Origin of the sequence: Pandoraea vervacti (assembly GCF_000934605.2) — a bacterium.
GTDB lineage: Bacteria > Pseudomonadota > Gammaproteobacteria > Burkholderiales > Burkholderiaceae > Pandoraea > Pandoraea vervacti.
The window spans coordinates 88,100-102,719 of record NZ_CP010897.2; the positions used below are offsets into that span (position 1 = coordinate 88,100).

The 14,620-nt window shown below is 62.2% G+C and carries 12 protein-coding genes; 7 read left to right on the forward strand and 5 right to left on the reverse strand.

Features of this window, described 5'->3' with window-relative positions:
* Positions 1 to 194: 194 nt before the first annotated feature.
* Positions 195 to 1,178: an IS110 family transposase gene (locus UC34_RS00385; RefSeq protein ID WP_039396791.1), complete on the reverse strand. Its 984-nt coding sequence runs from the start codon at positions 1,176 to 1,178 to the stop codon at positions 195 to 197.
* A gap of 463 nt (positions 1,179 to 1,641) precedes the next feature.
* Here UC34_RS00385 and UC34_RS00390 point away from each other — a divergent pair, with 463 nt between their 5' ends.
* Positions 1,642 to 1,950: a DUF4148 domain-containing protein gene (locus UC34_RS00390; RefSeq protein WP_072617421.1), complete on the forward strand. Its 309-nt coding sequence runs from the start codon at positions 1,642 to 1,644 to the stop codon at positions 1,948 to 1,950.
* 591 nt (positions 1,951 to 2,541) lie between these two features.
* On the opposite strand, the gene UC34_RS00395 is transcribed toward UC34_RS00390, so the two are convergent.
* The gene (locus UC34_RS00395) at positions 2,542 to 3,507 is read right to left on the reverse strand and encodes a dienelactone hydrolase family protein (protein WP_084070261.1); all 966 of its coding nucleotides are present in this window, start codon (positions 3,505 to 3,507) and stop codon (positions 2,542 to 2,544) included.
* Between the two features lie 315 nt (positions 3,508 to 3,822).
* Between UC34_RS00395 and UC34_RS00400 the strand changes: the two genes are divergently transcribed.
* Positions 3,823 to 5,166 carry an O-acetylhomoserine aminocarboxypropyltransferase/cysteine synthase family protein gene (locus tag UC34_RS00400; protein ID WP_044453221.1) on the forward strand — a complete coding sequence of 448 codons (1,344 nt, stop codon included), beginning with the start codon at positions 3,823 to 3,825 and terminating at the stop codon, positions 5,164 to 5,166.
* A 243-nt stretch (positions 5,167 to 5,409) separates the two neighbouring features.
* A complete protein-coding gene (locus UC34_RS00405) occupies positions 5,410 to 6,261 on the forward strand; it encodes an undecaprenyl-diphosphate phosphatase (protein WP_044453222.1) in 852 nt (283 codons plus the stop codon).
* Positions 6,262 to 6,386: 125 nt separating this feature from the next.
* On the opposite strand, the gene UC34_RS00410 is transcribed toward UC34_RS00405, so the two are convergent.
* Positions 6,387 to 7,250 carry a LysR substrate-binding domain-containing protein gene (locus UC34_RS00410; RefSeq protein WP_044453223.1) on the reverse strand — a complete coding sequence of 288 codons (864 nt, stop codon included), beginning with the start codon at positions 7,248 to 7,250 and terminating at the stop codon, positions 6,387 to 6,389.
* A gap of 150 nt (positions 7,251 to 7,400) precedes the next feature.
* On the opposite strand from UC34_RS00410, the gene psrA reads away from it, so the two are divergent.
* The gene (gene psrA, locus UC34_RS00415) at positions 7,401 to 8,498 is read left to right on the forward strand and encodes an iron-containing alcohol dehydrogenase PsrA (RefSeq protein ID WP_044457560.1); all 1,098 of its coding nucleotides are present in this window, start codon (positions 7,401 to 7,403) and stop codon (positions 8,496 to 8,498) included.
* 221 nt (positions 8,499 to 8,719) lie between these two features.
* Positions 8,720 to 10,027, forward strand: coding sequence for an MFS transporter (locus UC34_RS00420; protein WP_044453224.1), 1,308 nt, complete (start codon positions 8,720 to 8,722; stop codon positions 10,025 to 10,027).
* A gap of 127 nt (positions 10,028 to 10,154) precedes the next feature.
* On the opposite strand, the gene UC34_RS00425 is transcribed toward UC34_RS00420, so the two are convergent.
* The gene (locus UC34_RS00425) at positions 10,155 to 10,418 is read right to left on the reverse strand and encodes a hypothetical protein (protein ID WP_044453225.1); all 264 of its coding nucleotides are present in this window, start codon (positions 10,416 to 10,418) and stop codon (positions 10,155 to 10,157) included.
* A gap of 777 nt (positions 10,419 to 11,195) precedes the next feature.
* Between UC34_RS00425 and UC34_RS00430 the strand changes: the two genes are divergently transcribed.
* On the forward strand, positions 11,196 to 11,510 hold the full coding sequence (locus UC34_RS00430; RefSeq protein WP_044453226.1) for a DUF4148 domain-containing protein: 315 nt from the start codon (positions 11,196 to 11,198) through the stop codon (positions 11,508 to 11,510).
* Between the two features lie 582 nt (positions 11,511 to 12,092).
* Positions 12,093 to 13,166: a hypothetical protein gene (locus UC34_RS25090; RefSeq protein WP_157122943.1), complete on the forward strand. Its 1,074-nt coding sequence runs from the start codon at positions 12,093 to 12,095 to the stop codon at positions 13,164 to 13,166.
* Positions 13,167 to 13,185: 19 nt separating this feature from the next.
* Here UC34_RS25090 and UC34_RS00440 read toward each other — a convergent pair whose 3' ends face one another.
* Complete coding sequence (locus UC34_RS00440) at positions 13,186 to 14,610, reverse strand: hypothetical protein (RefSeq protein ID WP_157122944.1); 1,425 nt, start codon at positions 14,608 to 14,610, stop codon at positions 13,186 to 13,188.
* Between the last annotated feature and the right edge of the window lie 10 nt (positions 14,611 to 14,620).

Sequence of the window (14,620 nt, forward strand, 5' to 3'; positions counted from 1 at the left end):
GCATGCGCGAGCTGCGCCGTCATCGACCTGCCCGGCCGAGGATGTCCGGTCACCCTTCGGGACGCCCGACGACGGCGTCCCGCGTTCATTTCTGCGCGTGAATCCCTGCGTCGTGACACTTGCCCACGTCTTTGCACATAGACGTTTCAGCCCGCATCGTCCCGTCATCGCTTGGGGAGATACCGTCTTGCCCGTCAAGCGATTGCGACGTAGTTCGCCCGATAAGGCTGTCGTGTCTTCAGAACGCCGAAACACAGATGCACAAGCTTACGCATTGCAGCGCCGAGTATAGACATGGTGGATTTGCCACGCGCTGCCAAGCGTTCACACAATGCCTTGATGTGGGGGTTATAGCGTTTAGCGACGACGGCCGCCATGTAGAGAGTTGCCCGTACCTTGGGCGGCCCGGCCTTCGATAAACGTGAAGGGCCCTGGATCGACGATCCCGACTGCCTCTGCACCGGCACCAGGCCGAGATACGCCGCAAGTTGTTCTGCAGAATCGAAGTGGCGCGCGTGCATGATGGCAAGCAGCGTGCGGCCTACCTGAGGGCCAACTGCCGGGATACTTTGCAGCAACATCAAGTTTGCTTTAAGGCCCGGATGGGCAGCAATGTGATCATCGATCTCGCGTTGCAGGCTGGCTAAATGGCGCTCCAAAAACTCGATCGTCTCGAGAATCGAATGCAGGACTAGCGCCGTTGGAGCCGTGATTTCCGCTTTCTCATGCCGGTTGCGCTCACGCTGAAGATCTTGTGCAAGCGCTTCACGGCGCGCCATCAGTGCTTGAAGTATGCGAGCCTCGGGCGCTGGAGGACTCCAGCGCATTGGCCGTGCGTGCATCGCAAAGCGCGCTAACACGTGGCTGTCTACAATGTCGTTCTTCGTGCGCACGCCCATTCCGGTCGCAAAAGCACGCACCTGCGCAGGATTAACGACAGACACGGAGAGCCCGGCATCGTGCAGGCCACACGCGGCCATCTCGTGATAGACGCCGGTACCTTCGAGCGCGACATGTACGTGGCTCGGCTCGGTGTGTCTCTTGCCCAACCAGCCCAACAGATCGGTTAGGCCGGCGCGGCTATTGGCAACAACCTTCGTACTACGCTTGCCGTTTGTCATGTCCAGCAGGCAGCAATCCAGCTTGGCTTTGGCAACATCAATACCGAGGTAGAACATCAATTTGATCCTTAATCGAGGAATCAATACCAACTCACCCACTTGCCTTGTACATACAGGGTCCACGCCCTTGGCTACCGTTCAGTGTCTGTGCTGGTGAGGGCGAGGCGAAGGGCATTATCTCCACAGCAAGGTCCAAGCCTTCAGGCTCCAAACATGCTCACTTCACCTCATGTGACGGTAGCTAACCATCACGAAGACGAAGATACAAGGCTCCGAAATAAAAATATATAGAAAATATACGATCGATTTTTAGCGTTTACGGACGTTCTGATCAGTGTGTGTGCTCACTTCTTGCTAATGCCTTGTCTTTCGCCGGTCTACCGAAATATTTCCAATTATTTCTAAATCGGAAATTAGAAATAGACAATTATCGACTTTATTGCGATTGATGCGAGCAATAGACTGCAACTGTCGACGATGAATTGAACATCGCCTCTTTCAAACAGACAGGAGCATCATCATGAAGCGCACTCTTATCACCTCGGCTCTGGTTTCCGCAATGCTGGCTGTTTCGGCCGGTTCGGCTTTCGCCAGCGACGCATTCGACGGTCCCTCGGAATTCTCGTGGGTGCCCCAAACCAGCGTGCTGACCCGCGCGCAAGTTCGTGAAGAACTGGTGCAAGCGCAGCAAGCCGGTCTTGTGGTCCAACACGACGCCGTCTACCCGAAGGCAGCACCGAGCGCACTACCGGCAACGGCCAGCGCCCCGGTCACGATGGGTTCGGTCGGTGGTCTGCAACGCGCCGGTACGACTTATTTCGGTAACTAATTCGGTACCCAACTCGGCGACCAACTCGGTAAGCCGTTCGGTAACTGAGCCCGTACGAATCGCCGGACATGCCGTAACCCCGTGACCCTACGCCAATAGAGCGCACTGCAACGCCGGGGTAGCAGCCTCCGATACTTGATCGGCCGCTTCGATAGCGGCCGATTTTGTTTTGCGCGCCCGATGGGCGTCGGCGATCCATTCGATCGCGCGGCCCGTCAAAACGCGGTATGTGGATAACCCTGTCGATAACGCTGTGTACAGGCCGCGTGACCTCTGTGGGCAAGCCTGTGGATTGGCGGGGGATAAGTGCGGGATAAGCGCGGGATAAGCAGTGGAAAGGTAAGGGAAAAGTGGCCGAAAAGGCGGGGATAACCGGTGTATATCCTGTGGGTATGCGGTGGATAGGCGTTGCATAACCCGGCTATAAGCTGGGGGTAAACCGGTGGATTATCTGTGGAGATCCCCGACTTTTCTGTGGGTAAGTCTGTGGATGATCGGTGAACAGTTTTTCCCGCGTCAGCCGCACAGCCTTTTCCCATCTGAGTTTTGCGGCGATATTCCCGGCGACCGGACGGCGGTCAAACAAAAAAGTCACTCGCCGATCGTCTTCGCCAAAAACGCCGTGACGCGTGCAATCGCGTCCTCGCGCGCCTCGGGCTGGGTGCCCGTGATCGGCACGACATGGGTCTTGGGATTGGTGAATTCGGGACGCGCGCGAACGGGCATGTTCGGTGCATCGAAGTCGTGATACGCCCCCGGATAAATGTGGAAGGTGATCGGCGCGCCCTTGGCGACGACATCGTTCACGAAGGCTTCGCACGGTGCGGCCTTGCTCCAGACGTCATCGGCGCCGGTGAGAAGTAGCAGCGGAACCGTCGTCGACCAGTCCGCGCCCTGCGCCTTGGCGTTGCACCAGCCCGGATAGAACGCGACGGCTGCCGCGAAGTCAGGTGCATTCGGTGCATTGGGTGTACTCGGCGCGCTCGTGGTGCTCGTACCGTTCGTGGCGTTCGGCATGCCTGGCAAATGTCCCGGACCCCTCGGCCCGATGGAGAACAGCGTGGTGCCACCGCCATGCGACCAACCCATCAGCGCAATGCGATCACCCCGAATGCCCGGCAGCGACTGCAGGTAGCGCAATGCCCCGTAGGCGTCGCGCGCACGCTCCACCCACGGACGAACCGGTCCGCCCCTCGCGCACTCGCTTGCCTGCCCGCGTGTGGTGAAGCTGTCGACCATCAGCACGGTGTAACCCGTCGCGTTAAAGCGCCGCGCCCAGTCGAGTTCGCGCGCATCGATGGCGCCCTTGCGCGAAAACATGCCGTTGCAGCCATGCAGAAAGACGACGGCGGGCGTCGGCCCGTTCGCATTCACCGCGCGAAACAGGTAAGCGTCGAGCGTCACCGGCGCCCCATGACTGTCGGCATCCAGAGACGCTACCTGCACCTTCTCTTGCGCAACGGTGTCGGTCATGGCGCCCAATGACAGAACGATGGAACATGTGAGCGCGGCCATCGTGCGTGAACGATGTGTGCGTGAAGCAAAGCGCAATGGCATGGATGTCCCCTGCAAAAATTGTCGAAGCGCGCGGCCACCCGCCCGGGTCTCGTCGCCAATGTCCGCAAGATAGCGCGCAGTGTGTGCGCTGTGTCTTTCGTCATATTACGAACGGTTGCGGGTCAGGCGCGCGCTCGTCCTTCTCTCCATGCGGCCATTCGGCCATCCGTCATGTCGTCGCGAAACCTCTGCTAAGCATCTGCCAATCGAAGATAAGGCATGGCCACACCGCCCCTTAGAATGGACTCGGATACCTGACCCATCCGTCCGATCGTTCCGAGAGCGGAACGCAACGCCTGTCCGGAGACATTCGATATGAGCGGCACGAACAAGGAAAACGAAGACAACCACCCGACGACGGCAGCAGCCCCGCAAACGTCGCAATGGCGCCTCGAGACGCTCGCCGTGCATGGCGGCTATCGTCCCGATCCCACCACGCGCGCCGTGGCCGTTCCGATTTATCAGACGGTGGCTTACGCCTTCGACGACACACAGCACGGGGCGGATCTGTTCGACCTCAAGGTGCCGGGCAACATCTACACGCGCATCATGAATCCGACGCAGGACGTGCTGGAGCAACGCGTTGCGGCGCTCGAAGGCGGTGTCGCGGCGCTCGCGCTCGCATCCGGGCAAGCGGCCGTGACTTACGCCATCCAGACGATCGCCGAGGCCGGCGACAACATCGTGGCGGCCAGCACGCTTTACGGCGGCACGTACAACCTGCTGGCGCACACGCTGCCGCTCTCGGGCATCACGACACGCTTTGCGGATCCCCGCGAGCCGGAGTCCTTCGAGCCGCTGATCGACGACAAGACCAAGGCCATCTTTGCCGAGTCGGTCGGCAACCCGCTGGGCAATATCACCGATATCGAGAAGCTCGCGAAGATTGCGCATCGACATGGCATTCCGCTCATCATCGACAACACCGTGCCGTCGCCGTATTTGCTGCGTCCGTTCGAGCACGGTGCGGACATCGTGGTGCACTCGCTCACCAAGTATCTCGGCGGGCATGGCACGAGCATCGGCGGCGCCATCGTCGACTCGGGCAAGTTCCCCTGGGCCGAGCACAAGGCACGCTTCAAGCGACTGAACGAGCCGGACGTGAGCTACCACGGCGTGGTCTATACGGAAGCTTTCGGTCCGGCGGCATACATCGGGCGCACACGGGTCGTGCCGTTGCGCAACACTGGGGCGGCCATTTCGCCGTTTAACGCGTTTCAGATTCTTCAGGGCATCGAGACGCTCGCCCTGCGCCTTGAGCGCATCACGGAAAATGCGCTGAAGGTCGCGCAGTTCCTGAAAACGCATCCGAAGGTCGAGTGGGTGAACTACGCCGGGTTGCCGGAGCATCCCGATCACGCGCTCGTGGACAAGTATCTCTCGGGACGCGGTCCCGGCATTCTCACCTTCGGCGTGAAGGGCGGACGCGCAGCGGGCGCTGCATTTCAGGACGCGCTGCAACTCTTCACCCGTCTGGTCAACATCGGCGACGCCAAGTCGCTTGCGACGCATCCCGCATCGACCACGCACCGCCAGCTCTCGCCGGACGAATTGCGCAAGGCCGGCGTGAGCGAGGAAACGGTCCGGCTGTCCATCGGCATCGAGCACATCGACGACCTGCTCGCGGACCTCGATCAGGCGCTGCGCAAGACGGCCTGAACCTGCTCGCATACCGATCCGCAACGCAGCGTTTCAACTGGCGTAACGCAAGGCGGCGCGTGACACAGCGGCGTTGAGCCACGCGCCGCCGTGTCCATGCGCGGCCTCATTTTCCGCCAAGTCTGGCGGAGTATCATGCGCGGCAACCGGTTGGGGGCAGGCAGCCGGGGCGTCGTCATGTGAGCGTCACCAAACGGTCACAATGACGGCGTACTGTCCTTGCCCATTTCTCAAGGATTGCGCATGGACTATTTGCAAGTGCTCGTGCTCGCCATCGTACAAGGCGTGGCAGAGCTGCTTCCGGTGTCGAGCTCGGCTCACGTCATCATGGCCGAGAAGCTGATGGGGCTCGACCCTTCCACACCCGCCATGACGCTGTTGCTCGTCATGCTGCACACCGGCACGATGCTTGCCGTCATCGTTTATTTCTGGAAGTCGTGGCGCGAGCGTTATTTCTCGTCGAAGCACGACTTCGTTCACAACGCCAAGCAGGTGATCATCGCGACCGCCTTCACCGGCGTGATCGGTCTTGCGCTGATGTTCTTCATCGAGAAAGTGCTGATGCGCGGCTCGGCGCATGCGGAAATCGAGCATCTGTTCGGCAATCTGTACATCATCTCGGCCGGCCTCGCGATGGCGGGAATTCTGATTCTGATTTCGGGCACCCGACGCCCCCCGATGGGCGATCGCCCGATGCGAGGGACCGACTCGGCGTGGATCGGCGCGGTGCAGGGCGTTTGCCTGCCCTTCCGTGGTTTCTCGCGTTCGGGATCGACCATCTCGACGGGCATGCTGCGCGGGCTCGACAAGGTGCGTGTCGAGGAATTCAGCTTCGCGCTGGCCGTCGTGCTCACCCCGCCGGTGATCGTGAAGGAGGCTTACCGTCTGTACAAGTCGGGGGGCGCACAAACGCTGTCGGGCCACTTCATGTCGGTGCTCACACCGAGCCTCGTTGGTATGGCGTTCAGCTTTCTGGCCGGTCTCGTCGCCTTGCGCTGGCTCTCGCGCTGGCTCGAACATGGGCGGTGGTACCTGTTCGGCATTTATTGCCTCGTAGCGTCGGCCGTCGTGCTCGCGGCCAGCCAGTACCTGTAAGGCAACGTCGAACTCGACGGCGATGGTGTCCGTGGGGGGCGTGCTCCCCTCGCGGCTTTGCCGCATTGCGCGGCTCGCTTAGCGCGCATTACCTCTGCATCGCTTCAATCCGCTTCATTTCTGCTTCATACCAATTTCGCCACGACGTCCATGAACGCAGCGATGGCGCGCGATTCGCGACGCTCGGCCAGACACACCACGACGGTCGTCGTCTCCACCTTCGCATCGCTGATGGGCACCGTCGCCAACCGCGCGTCGGGGGTGTGTTCGCGCGCAGATACGGCTGCGACGCCAAGGCCGAGAATCACCGCTTCGCGAATCGCTTCACGGCTGCCGATCTCCATCGCCACCCTCGGCGCGACGCCTGCCTCCTGCATGGCCGCTTCGAGCGCGTGACGCGTCGTCGAACCCGGCTCGCGCATGAGCATCGGCTCGTCGGCCAGGTCGGCGAGCCTGACGCCCTTGCGTCGCGCAAAGCGATGCGTGCGCGGCGCCAGCAATACGACCGGATGCGTGCGATACGGCACTGCGTGCAGACGCACGTCGTCTTGATATCGCGCCAGCACCGCCACGTCGGTGCGGTAGGCCAACAGCCCTTCGATCATCTCTTCCGAATTGCCCGGGCGCATCGAGATCCGGATGCCGGGATAACGCGGCTGAAACGCCGCGACGATTTCCATCGCGTGATGCGGCCCGACCGCCCCAAGACGTAATTCCCCCGTACGCAGCCCCCCATGCTCCTTGAGCAAGCCGAGCGCTTCGGCCTCGTCGGCGAAGATGCGCAGGCTGACGGCATAAAGTGCCTTGCCGGTAGGGGTGAGCGTCAGGCCGCGACCGTGACGATAGAACAGCTCAACGCCGTAAGTCTCTTCCAGCGCGCGGATCTGCGTGGTCATGGTGGGCTGACTTACATGCAACGCCTGCGCGGCGCGCGTCACGCTGCCGTGACGCGCAACGGCATGAAACGAGCGCAACTGGGTGATTCGCATCGGTGACGCTCCCGTGACGAGGTATAGGTTTTGCCAATAGATTGGCGAAAAAATGTGAATTGGAAGTATAGGACGCCACTCACCATAATCCAGCTCAATCTTCGTCAAATGATCGCAACGTCTTCGGGCGCGGCGGCGCGAATCCTCACCATGACTGCACGTTCACGTTTTCATAACCCGGTCGACGTTCACTTCGGTGCGGGAGCGCTCGCCAATTTGCCCGCACTCGTCGGCAGCCGCCGCGCGGTGCTCGTCACCATGCCCGAGGCACGCGCGCTCGGCATGTCCGGGCAGATCGAAGCGCTGCTCGGTCAGCGGCTTGCCGGCGTGATCGATCAGGTCAGCCCGAATCCGGATGTGCGGGAACTCGCCCCGATGTACGGTGACTTCTGGCGTCGCTACGCGCAGTGCGAGGTGATCGTGGCGCTTGGCGGCGGCAGTGCGCTCGATACCGCGAAGCTGTTGATGGTGGCGGGCGACGACGACAAATTCGCCACGCTCATCGATGCGCTAGATGCCGGCGGCACGTTCCGGCCCACGCGCACGAAACGGCTCATCACGGTGCCCACGACCGCGGGCACCGGCAGCGAAGTGACGCCGTGGGCCACGCTGTGGGATCGCCACGTGAAGCGCAAGAAATACTCGCTGCATCTTCCGCAGACATGGCCCGAAGCCGCCATCGTCGACCCGTGCCTGACCCGTTCGCTACCACGCGCCGTCACGTTGCAGAGCGGTCTCGATGCGCTCTCGCACGCGCTCGAAGCGATCTGGAACGTCAACGCGAATCCCATTTCCGACACGTTTGCGGTCACGGCGGCGCGCGAGATGATGCGCGTGCTGCCAAAGCTCATGGCGTCGCTCGACGACATGCCATTGCGCGAACAGGCGGCGCTGGCCGCCCTTCAGGCGGGTATGGCCTTCTCCAACACGAAGACCGCACTGGCCCACTCGATTTCGTACGACATGACGATCCGCTACGGACTACCGCACGGCATTGCGTGCTCGTTCACGTTGCCGGCCGTCATGCGTCTGGCCATCGGTAGACGGGCGGATCGCGACGCGGTGCTCGCACAGGTTTTCGACGGCGACATCGACGGTGCCCCCGATGCGCTTACCGCCTTCCTCAACGGTCTGGGCGTGGCGACCGAGTTCTCCGCCTATGGGGTGAGCGAGCCCGAGTCGGCCCAGATGATCACCGCTGCGCTCGACGGCCCGCGCGGACGCAATTTCATCGGCGCTGCCGCCTGATCGATGCGGTGAGCCCGCCCACGCTTTCGTAGTCCTGTCGTTGCCGTTGCATGCGTGTTTTCGAGTCTTACCCGCAGTTCCCGCAGCACCCATTATCAAAACGATAGCCACACACCGGTCTTCGGCATGTGCGGCACCGAGACATCCAGGAGACAGACGCCCGGCGCAGACCGGTGCGTCGCAGCGCGCCGCCGGGGCGCGGCGCATCAACAGGAGGCGCAATGGAACAGGTTCTCAACGGCGTTGGCGCGCGTGACGCCGTTAACGCCGAAAAAGCGGTGCGCACGGTCGCGATGGCCAGCCTGATCGGCACGACGGTCGAGTGGTACGACTTCTTTCTGTACGGGACCATCACCGGGCTCGTCTTCAACAAACTTTTCTTTCCCAGCGGCGACGCATTCGTTGCCACCGCCCTCGCCTATACCGTCTACGCCGTGGGTTTCGCCACGCGTCCGCTCGGCGGCATCCTCTTCGGTCACTTCGGCGATCGGCTGGGGCGCAAACCCTTGTTGATCGTCACACTCACCATCATGGGCGTGTCGACATTCCTGATCGGGCTGGTGCCGACGTACGACAGTATCGGCATCGCCGCGCCGCTGATCCTGCTGTTTCTGCGTTTGCTGCAAGGCATCGGGCTGGGCGGCGAATGGGGTGGCGCTGTGCTCATGGCGTTCGAATACGCGCCGCGCGACAAGCGTGGGCAGTTCGCCGCGTACCCGCAGATCGGGCTGGCGGTGGGGCTGTGTCTGTCGACCGGCGTGGTGGCGCTGTTGTCCTCGACGCTCACCGACGAGCAGTTCATGTCGTGGGGCTGGCGTCTCGCATTCATGCTGAGCCTGGTGCTCGTGGCGGTCGGCATGTTCATCCGGTTGCGCGTGCTGGAAACCCCCGAGTTCGCGAGGATCAAGGACAGTCAACACGTAGCGCATGTGCCGCTCTCGGAGATCGTGCGCGACTATCGTCGCAATGTGTTGCTCGGCTGGGGCGCGCGTTATATCGATGGTGTGGTGTTCAACGTCTACGCCGTGTTTGCGATCTCGTATCTCGTGGGAACGCTGCACTTTCCGAAGACGCCGATTTTGCTGGCCGTCACCCTCGCTGCACTGGTACTGGTCGCGACGATTCCCTATGCATCGAAGCTCTCGGATCGCATCGGACGCCGGCGCGTCTTCGCGGCGGGGGCGCTGGCGTGCGGGCTTTCGTCGATTCCGGCGCTCGCGGTGATGCAGTACTCGGGCAACGTGTGGTGGGTCTCACTCGCCGTGATCGTGCCGCTCGGTGTGGTGTATGCGTTCGTGTACGGTCCGGAGGCGTCGATGTTCTGCGAGTTGTTTGACACGCGGGTGCGTTACACCGGCATCTCGGTCGTCTACCAGGTCTCGGGCATCGTCTCCAGTTCGATCACGCCGTTGGTGGCGGCAACGCTGCTCGAATACGGCGGCCACAAGCCGTGGTGGATCGCCGTGTATGTGCTGGTGGTGGGGTGCCTGTCCGCCGCGTGTGCGAAAGCGATGAAGCGCACGTATTGAAGCGGTCTTATTGATGTGGCGGTGTGAGATCCCGTAGCGAACGTGTCTACGGGAATGCGGCAGGCCGGCGGATGGCTCCCCGGCTTGCCGCTTTTTTTCGACTTTCTATACCGCCGTGCGGGAGGGCTTACTGGCCGAAGTAGATCGAACCGGCGCGATTCACGCGGCCCGGCACTTCATAAGCGGGCGAGACGACCGAGCCGGGCTGTGCGGCCACGGGGCCCGGCTGTGCCTGAACCTGTGTTTGGCCCTGTGCTTGCTGCTGCACTGGCTGCGGTTGCGCGGACGGTTGCGACGCGGATTGCGTATTCTCGGCAGCGTTTGCGCTCGTCATGGCGCCCGCGCTCAGCAGTGCGGCAGCGAAAGCCGAAGCGATCAGAAATTGTTTCATTTTCATTTCTCCTGTCTGGCGAGACGTCCACCATGGGCGCCGTCATTGCCGCCAATCTACGCGCGCGAGGCGAGGAGAAAAACGCGTTCTCGTGTAAGGACGCATTGCTGAAAATGAAATAATCGAACGTCAGCGCCATCGATTCGTCGTGCTGGACGACCGACGATGCCGTGCGTGACGATCCTTCGGAAAGCCGCCGATCAGCGACGCTTCAACGGCGTCACACGAACGCGTGCTTCTTGCTGGCGACGCGCGCGTGCGACTCGGCTGCGCAGATACGAAGCGGTGAGCAGCGAAGCGCTTGCCAATAAAAGGAAGGAACCGAGGGCAGCCATGGTAATGCTCCTGTAGACCGGCATCGTTCGCGGTGCGGCGCACCCTGCGAGCCACGATGTCGGCTGACTTCATCATGTTGTCACTCTACTGCCGACGCACTTGGCGATAAAGCCCATCTGAGCGAACACCCTATTTCATTCGGCGCCGTACGGCGCCGATTCGTCCCGAAAAGCGGATAAAAGCGTGACGAATTCGCGACGCATATACGGTTCAACGGCACCAAATCGTTGATTTTCAATAGTTTTTTCGAATCGGACGATCGGTTGCATTTCGTAGACGTTCAGTTGCGAAAAAACCACGGGTTTTCCCTAAGATTCACTCATGCCAACGCGATGGACACCGCAACGCAGCAAAACGAAGCGCCCCCCGACCTCGACGCTGATGATGCCCCGAACGCTAGCTGAACCGGAAGTACTCAATCCAATTGACAGGAGTCTCACCATGAACACCCGTATCCTTGCCGCCGTTGTTGCCGCTGCCTCGTTTGTCTCGGCCTCCGCTTTCGCTGACGCCCGTTATGACGACAACACCTCGAACCTGCCTGTGGCGACGCAGAGCCAGGTGAGCCGCGCCGACGTGCGCGCCGAGCTGGCCCAGGCTGGCGCTAACGGTCAACTGATCCAGACCGAAACCGGCGCGCCGGTGGTGACGGCGTCGCATGTCGAAACGGCGCCGGCCGTCGCGCCGCTCACGCGCGCCGACGTGCGTGCTCAACTGAACGACCGTAACGCGTTTGCGCAAGACAGCCGTTCGTAATGCCGTTCGTAATGCCGCTCGTAATCGCATCGCCACAGTGATCGTGTAGTGATCGCGTGGTTAAGCAGTAGATGACAGCAGCATCGACGCGTCGTCCCCCGACGGCGCGAAGCCGCCGGCCTGCATGGGTCGGCGGCTTTTCTTTTCTGGTGAACGTCAAATAACGGCGTAGGCCCGTTGATTGCGGACGCCGCGCAACAATCGTCGCGCCAAATACAGAAGCCTTTCGGAGCAGCGTCCGTAGAATCCGCGCAGCCGTCCCGAGCATGACGCCGGACGACACGGCGCCCCACCCTGCGAGGGCGACCCAGCCGGTCTCCCGACGCTTGCCCTGCCCTTCTTTTCTGTTGCCTACGTTACCGAATGGTGCACATCTCGCTTCATCGATCGACTCACACGCCGGCGACGTCGCAATTCACCCGTCATCCGTCGCTGGCCCACGACGCACATTTCACATTCGCTTTGCGTCGCGCACGCCGACTTTCCCGACGTGATGAACGTCTGCTGGAGGCGGTCATCTCGACTCACCGGGCAGGGGAAGCGACACGTCAACCCGAGCTGCCAACGACAACGTCGCAAGACGTGAATGAGACGCCCCACTACTTCCTGCGCCCGGCCGAAGTCTCGCGCATCGCGCGCACACCGATGGCTCCCCCCGCGCCCAAACGCTACCGCGGTTTCGATCGCGTTACGCAGTCGCTGCGGCATGTCGCCATTGCGGTCAACATGACGATGCGAGCGAAATTGCGCTTGGACCCTTTGGAAGTTCAGGTGAGCGTTTTCGGCGGACGGATGCACATCGCGTCGAATTTCCACGCAGAACGCATTTGCGAGGCGCTCCATCTCGCATTGACGGACGACGCTCTCCTGTCGGGCGCGCCACGACGGCCCGCGCACACCGACACGCGCAATTGGGACGCCATGGTCATGTCGCGTCGCGTGCGCGACATCGAAAAGCTCAGGCGTCACTACGTCGAGGGTCACGGGCTTGCCACAATGCGCGAGGCGGCGCGCGCCGAAATGACGGCGGGCCTCGGGTTGCCCGCGCCGGGGGCGCTGCCGAACGCCAGCGCGCTGCGGCAACTCGACGACGCGCTCGACACGCTGCGCCGCGTGTTGCGAGACGCCGCCAGCCCCCGGCCGACGTTTCGCGATCTGGTCGTGCATACGCCGATGGCGAACACGCCTGCGCTCGTATCGTTGCCACCGGGCAGCACGGAGACGATGCATGCGGAGCAATGCATCGAGGCGGCAATCGCGCAACATGTGGACGAATGGCATGACGACGCCGTGGCCAGATTGCGCCTGCCCCCCGATGCACTGATCGTCGTGCCGATGGCCGGTCGGTTCGTGCCCTGCGCGGCATGTGCCGAGGTCGAAGGCGAGAGCCGTACCAACGGCGGTCTGTTCGATCCGGCCAACGGCCGCTTCGTGCTCCATCGCAGCAGCCGACGCATTGGCAAGGCATTCGCCGACGAAGTGCAGCACATTGCACAGGCAACGCTTGCGAAGACACCGGCGCTCGCCGCACAGCGCGCTCAGGCAATCGCGGACCGGTTCCGCCACGCGCCGCAGTCGCTGCGCGCGTATGGGGCGCCGGTCGTGCTCGATTATTCGCTGGACACCGAAAGCGAGACATCGGGCGACGAGTCGTGAGCGTCGCCCGATTGGCCGGTTAGCCGACGTTCTCTGCGTCAGGGGACGTGCGCAGCGCGTCTTCCTTCAACTGGGCGAGCATCGCGGCCCCCAGCGGCGTATCGTTCAGATCGGCATAGGCGGCGCGGTCGCGGTAATCGAGCATCTCGTCGCCGTCCGTCACGCCCACCGACGCGGACATGATCTCGTGATACGAGTGATGGTTCTTCGGCGGCATGAGGTTCGCCATCATTACCATGCGGGCTTCGGCAAGCGTCGGCCAGTCGGAAACGTCGGTCGAATAGGACGCCATTTCCTTGCACTGCGCGTAGTGATTCAGATAACGCAGCGTATGACCGCTCGGCCCCGAGATGACGGGCTTGTCGTGGACGATGGCGCCCAGCGCGAACCTGGCGATCTGCGGATCGTTACGGTCGGACGTTCGCACCATGTTCGAGCGGTCCCCTGTGCGGTGCTGACGGACATCCGGGCCGACCGGGTTCAGATCGCGGCCATTGGCCTCGTCACCGGTGTATTCGGCTGTGCTCCATGTGATGTCGAGCGCATTGTGAAGGAGCCGTTTTCGCTCCTCGACGTCGCATTTGAACATGTACTCGACGACATCGTTCGTCGCCGCAAATCCCTCTTCGTCGTACACCCTTGCGACGTCCGCGCGGGTGAGCGCGGACGCGAAGAGGTCTTTGTCGCCAGGCTCGTGACGCAAGGCGTCCCAGCGCGCCTGCATGACGGCACGGATGCGCGCCGGCAACTGCTTGGGTGATGTGATCTCGGCGATCGGCACGTCGAACTCGCGCAGATTCCACGGATGCATGGGATTCTCCGGGTGCGGCGCCGCATTGAACATGTTGCGCCGCCGCCCGGGGTCGGGCGCGCCGGGATCGTCGTACTCCGGCGCTTCGGCCTTGACCAGCGTCGCGAGCACGTGGGCGTCGAGCGTGTCGCGCGAATTCAGGCACTCGTCCGCGCCGCCGATGCCCACGCGTTCCGCAAAAATCTTCGCCTGCGCGCTCACCTCGAACCCTCCGAAGTGCATCGGCGTGCCGGTCAACTCGCGAATGCGACGTGCGATATCGCGAATCGTCGGCTCGTCGCACAACGCCTGTCCAAGCTTGCGTTCAAATTCCACGCGGGCGGCGGCTTTCGGATAGTACGGCGCGCAATCGAACAGATTTCGCCCGACGTCGACGTTGCGCAAAGTCTCAAAGGTCTGACAGTCGGGCAACGACTTCAGCGAATCGAGCGAATCAAGCGAATCGGAGCGGGTGCTGAGTCGCCTGCCGATCTCCAGCGCAGGCATCGGTTGCTCCGGCGCCATTTGCACTTGGCGCTCCAGCGCCCGATTATCGAATTCGCTGGCCACGCGCGCCCGGTTCAAAAACTGGACGCTTCGCACGATGTTCAGAAGATTGTCGCTGGAACCGACGCGCGAAATGTCTGACTGCACGCTCAACATC

Excerpts from the sequence above, each read along its gene's own strand:
- UC34_RS00385 (WP_039396791.1), bottom strand. The coding sequence starts at position 1,178 with ATGTTCTACCTCGGTATTGATGTTGCCAAAGCCAAGCTGGATTGCTGC.
- UC34_RS00390 (WP_072617421.1), top strand. The coding sequence starts at position 1,642 with ATGAAGCGCACTCTTATCACCTCGGCTCTGGTTTCCGCAATGCTGGCT.
- UC34_RS00395 (WP_084070261.1), bottom strand. The coding sequence starts at position 3,507 with ATGCCATTGCGCTTTGCTTCACGCACACATCGTTCACGCACGATGGCC.
- UC34_RS00400 (WP_044453221.1), top strand. The coding sequence starts at position 3,823 with ATGAGCGGCACGAACAAGGAAAACGAAGACAACCACCCGACGACGGCA.
- UC34_RS00405 (WP_044453222.1), top strand. The coding sequence starts at position 5,410 with ATGGACTATTTGCAAGTGCTCGTGCTCGCCATCGTACAAGGCGTGGCA.
- UC34_RS00410 (WP_044453223.1), bottom strand. The coding sequence starts at position 7,250 with ATGCGAATCACCCAGTTGCGCTCGTTTCATGCCGTTGCGCGTCACGGC.
- psrA (WP_044457560.1), top strand. The coding sequence starts at position 7,401 with ATGACTGCACGTTCACGTTTTCATAACCCGGTCGACGTTCACTTCGGT.
- UC34_RS00420 (WP_044453224.1), top strand. The coding sequence starts at position 8,720 with ATGGAACAGGTTCTCAACGGCGTTGGCGCGCGTGACGCCGTTAACGCC.
- UC34_RS00425 (WP_044453225.1), bottom strand. The coding sequence starts at position 10,418 with ATGAAACAATTTCTGATCGCTTCGGCTTTCGCTGCCGCACTGCTGAGC.
- UC34_RS00430 (WP_044453226.1), top strand. The coding sequence starts at position 11,196 with ATGAACACCCGTATCCTTGCCGCCGTTGTTGCCGCTGCCTCGTTTGTC.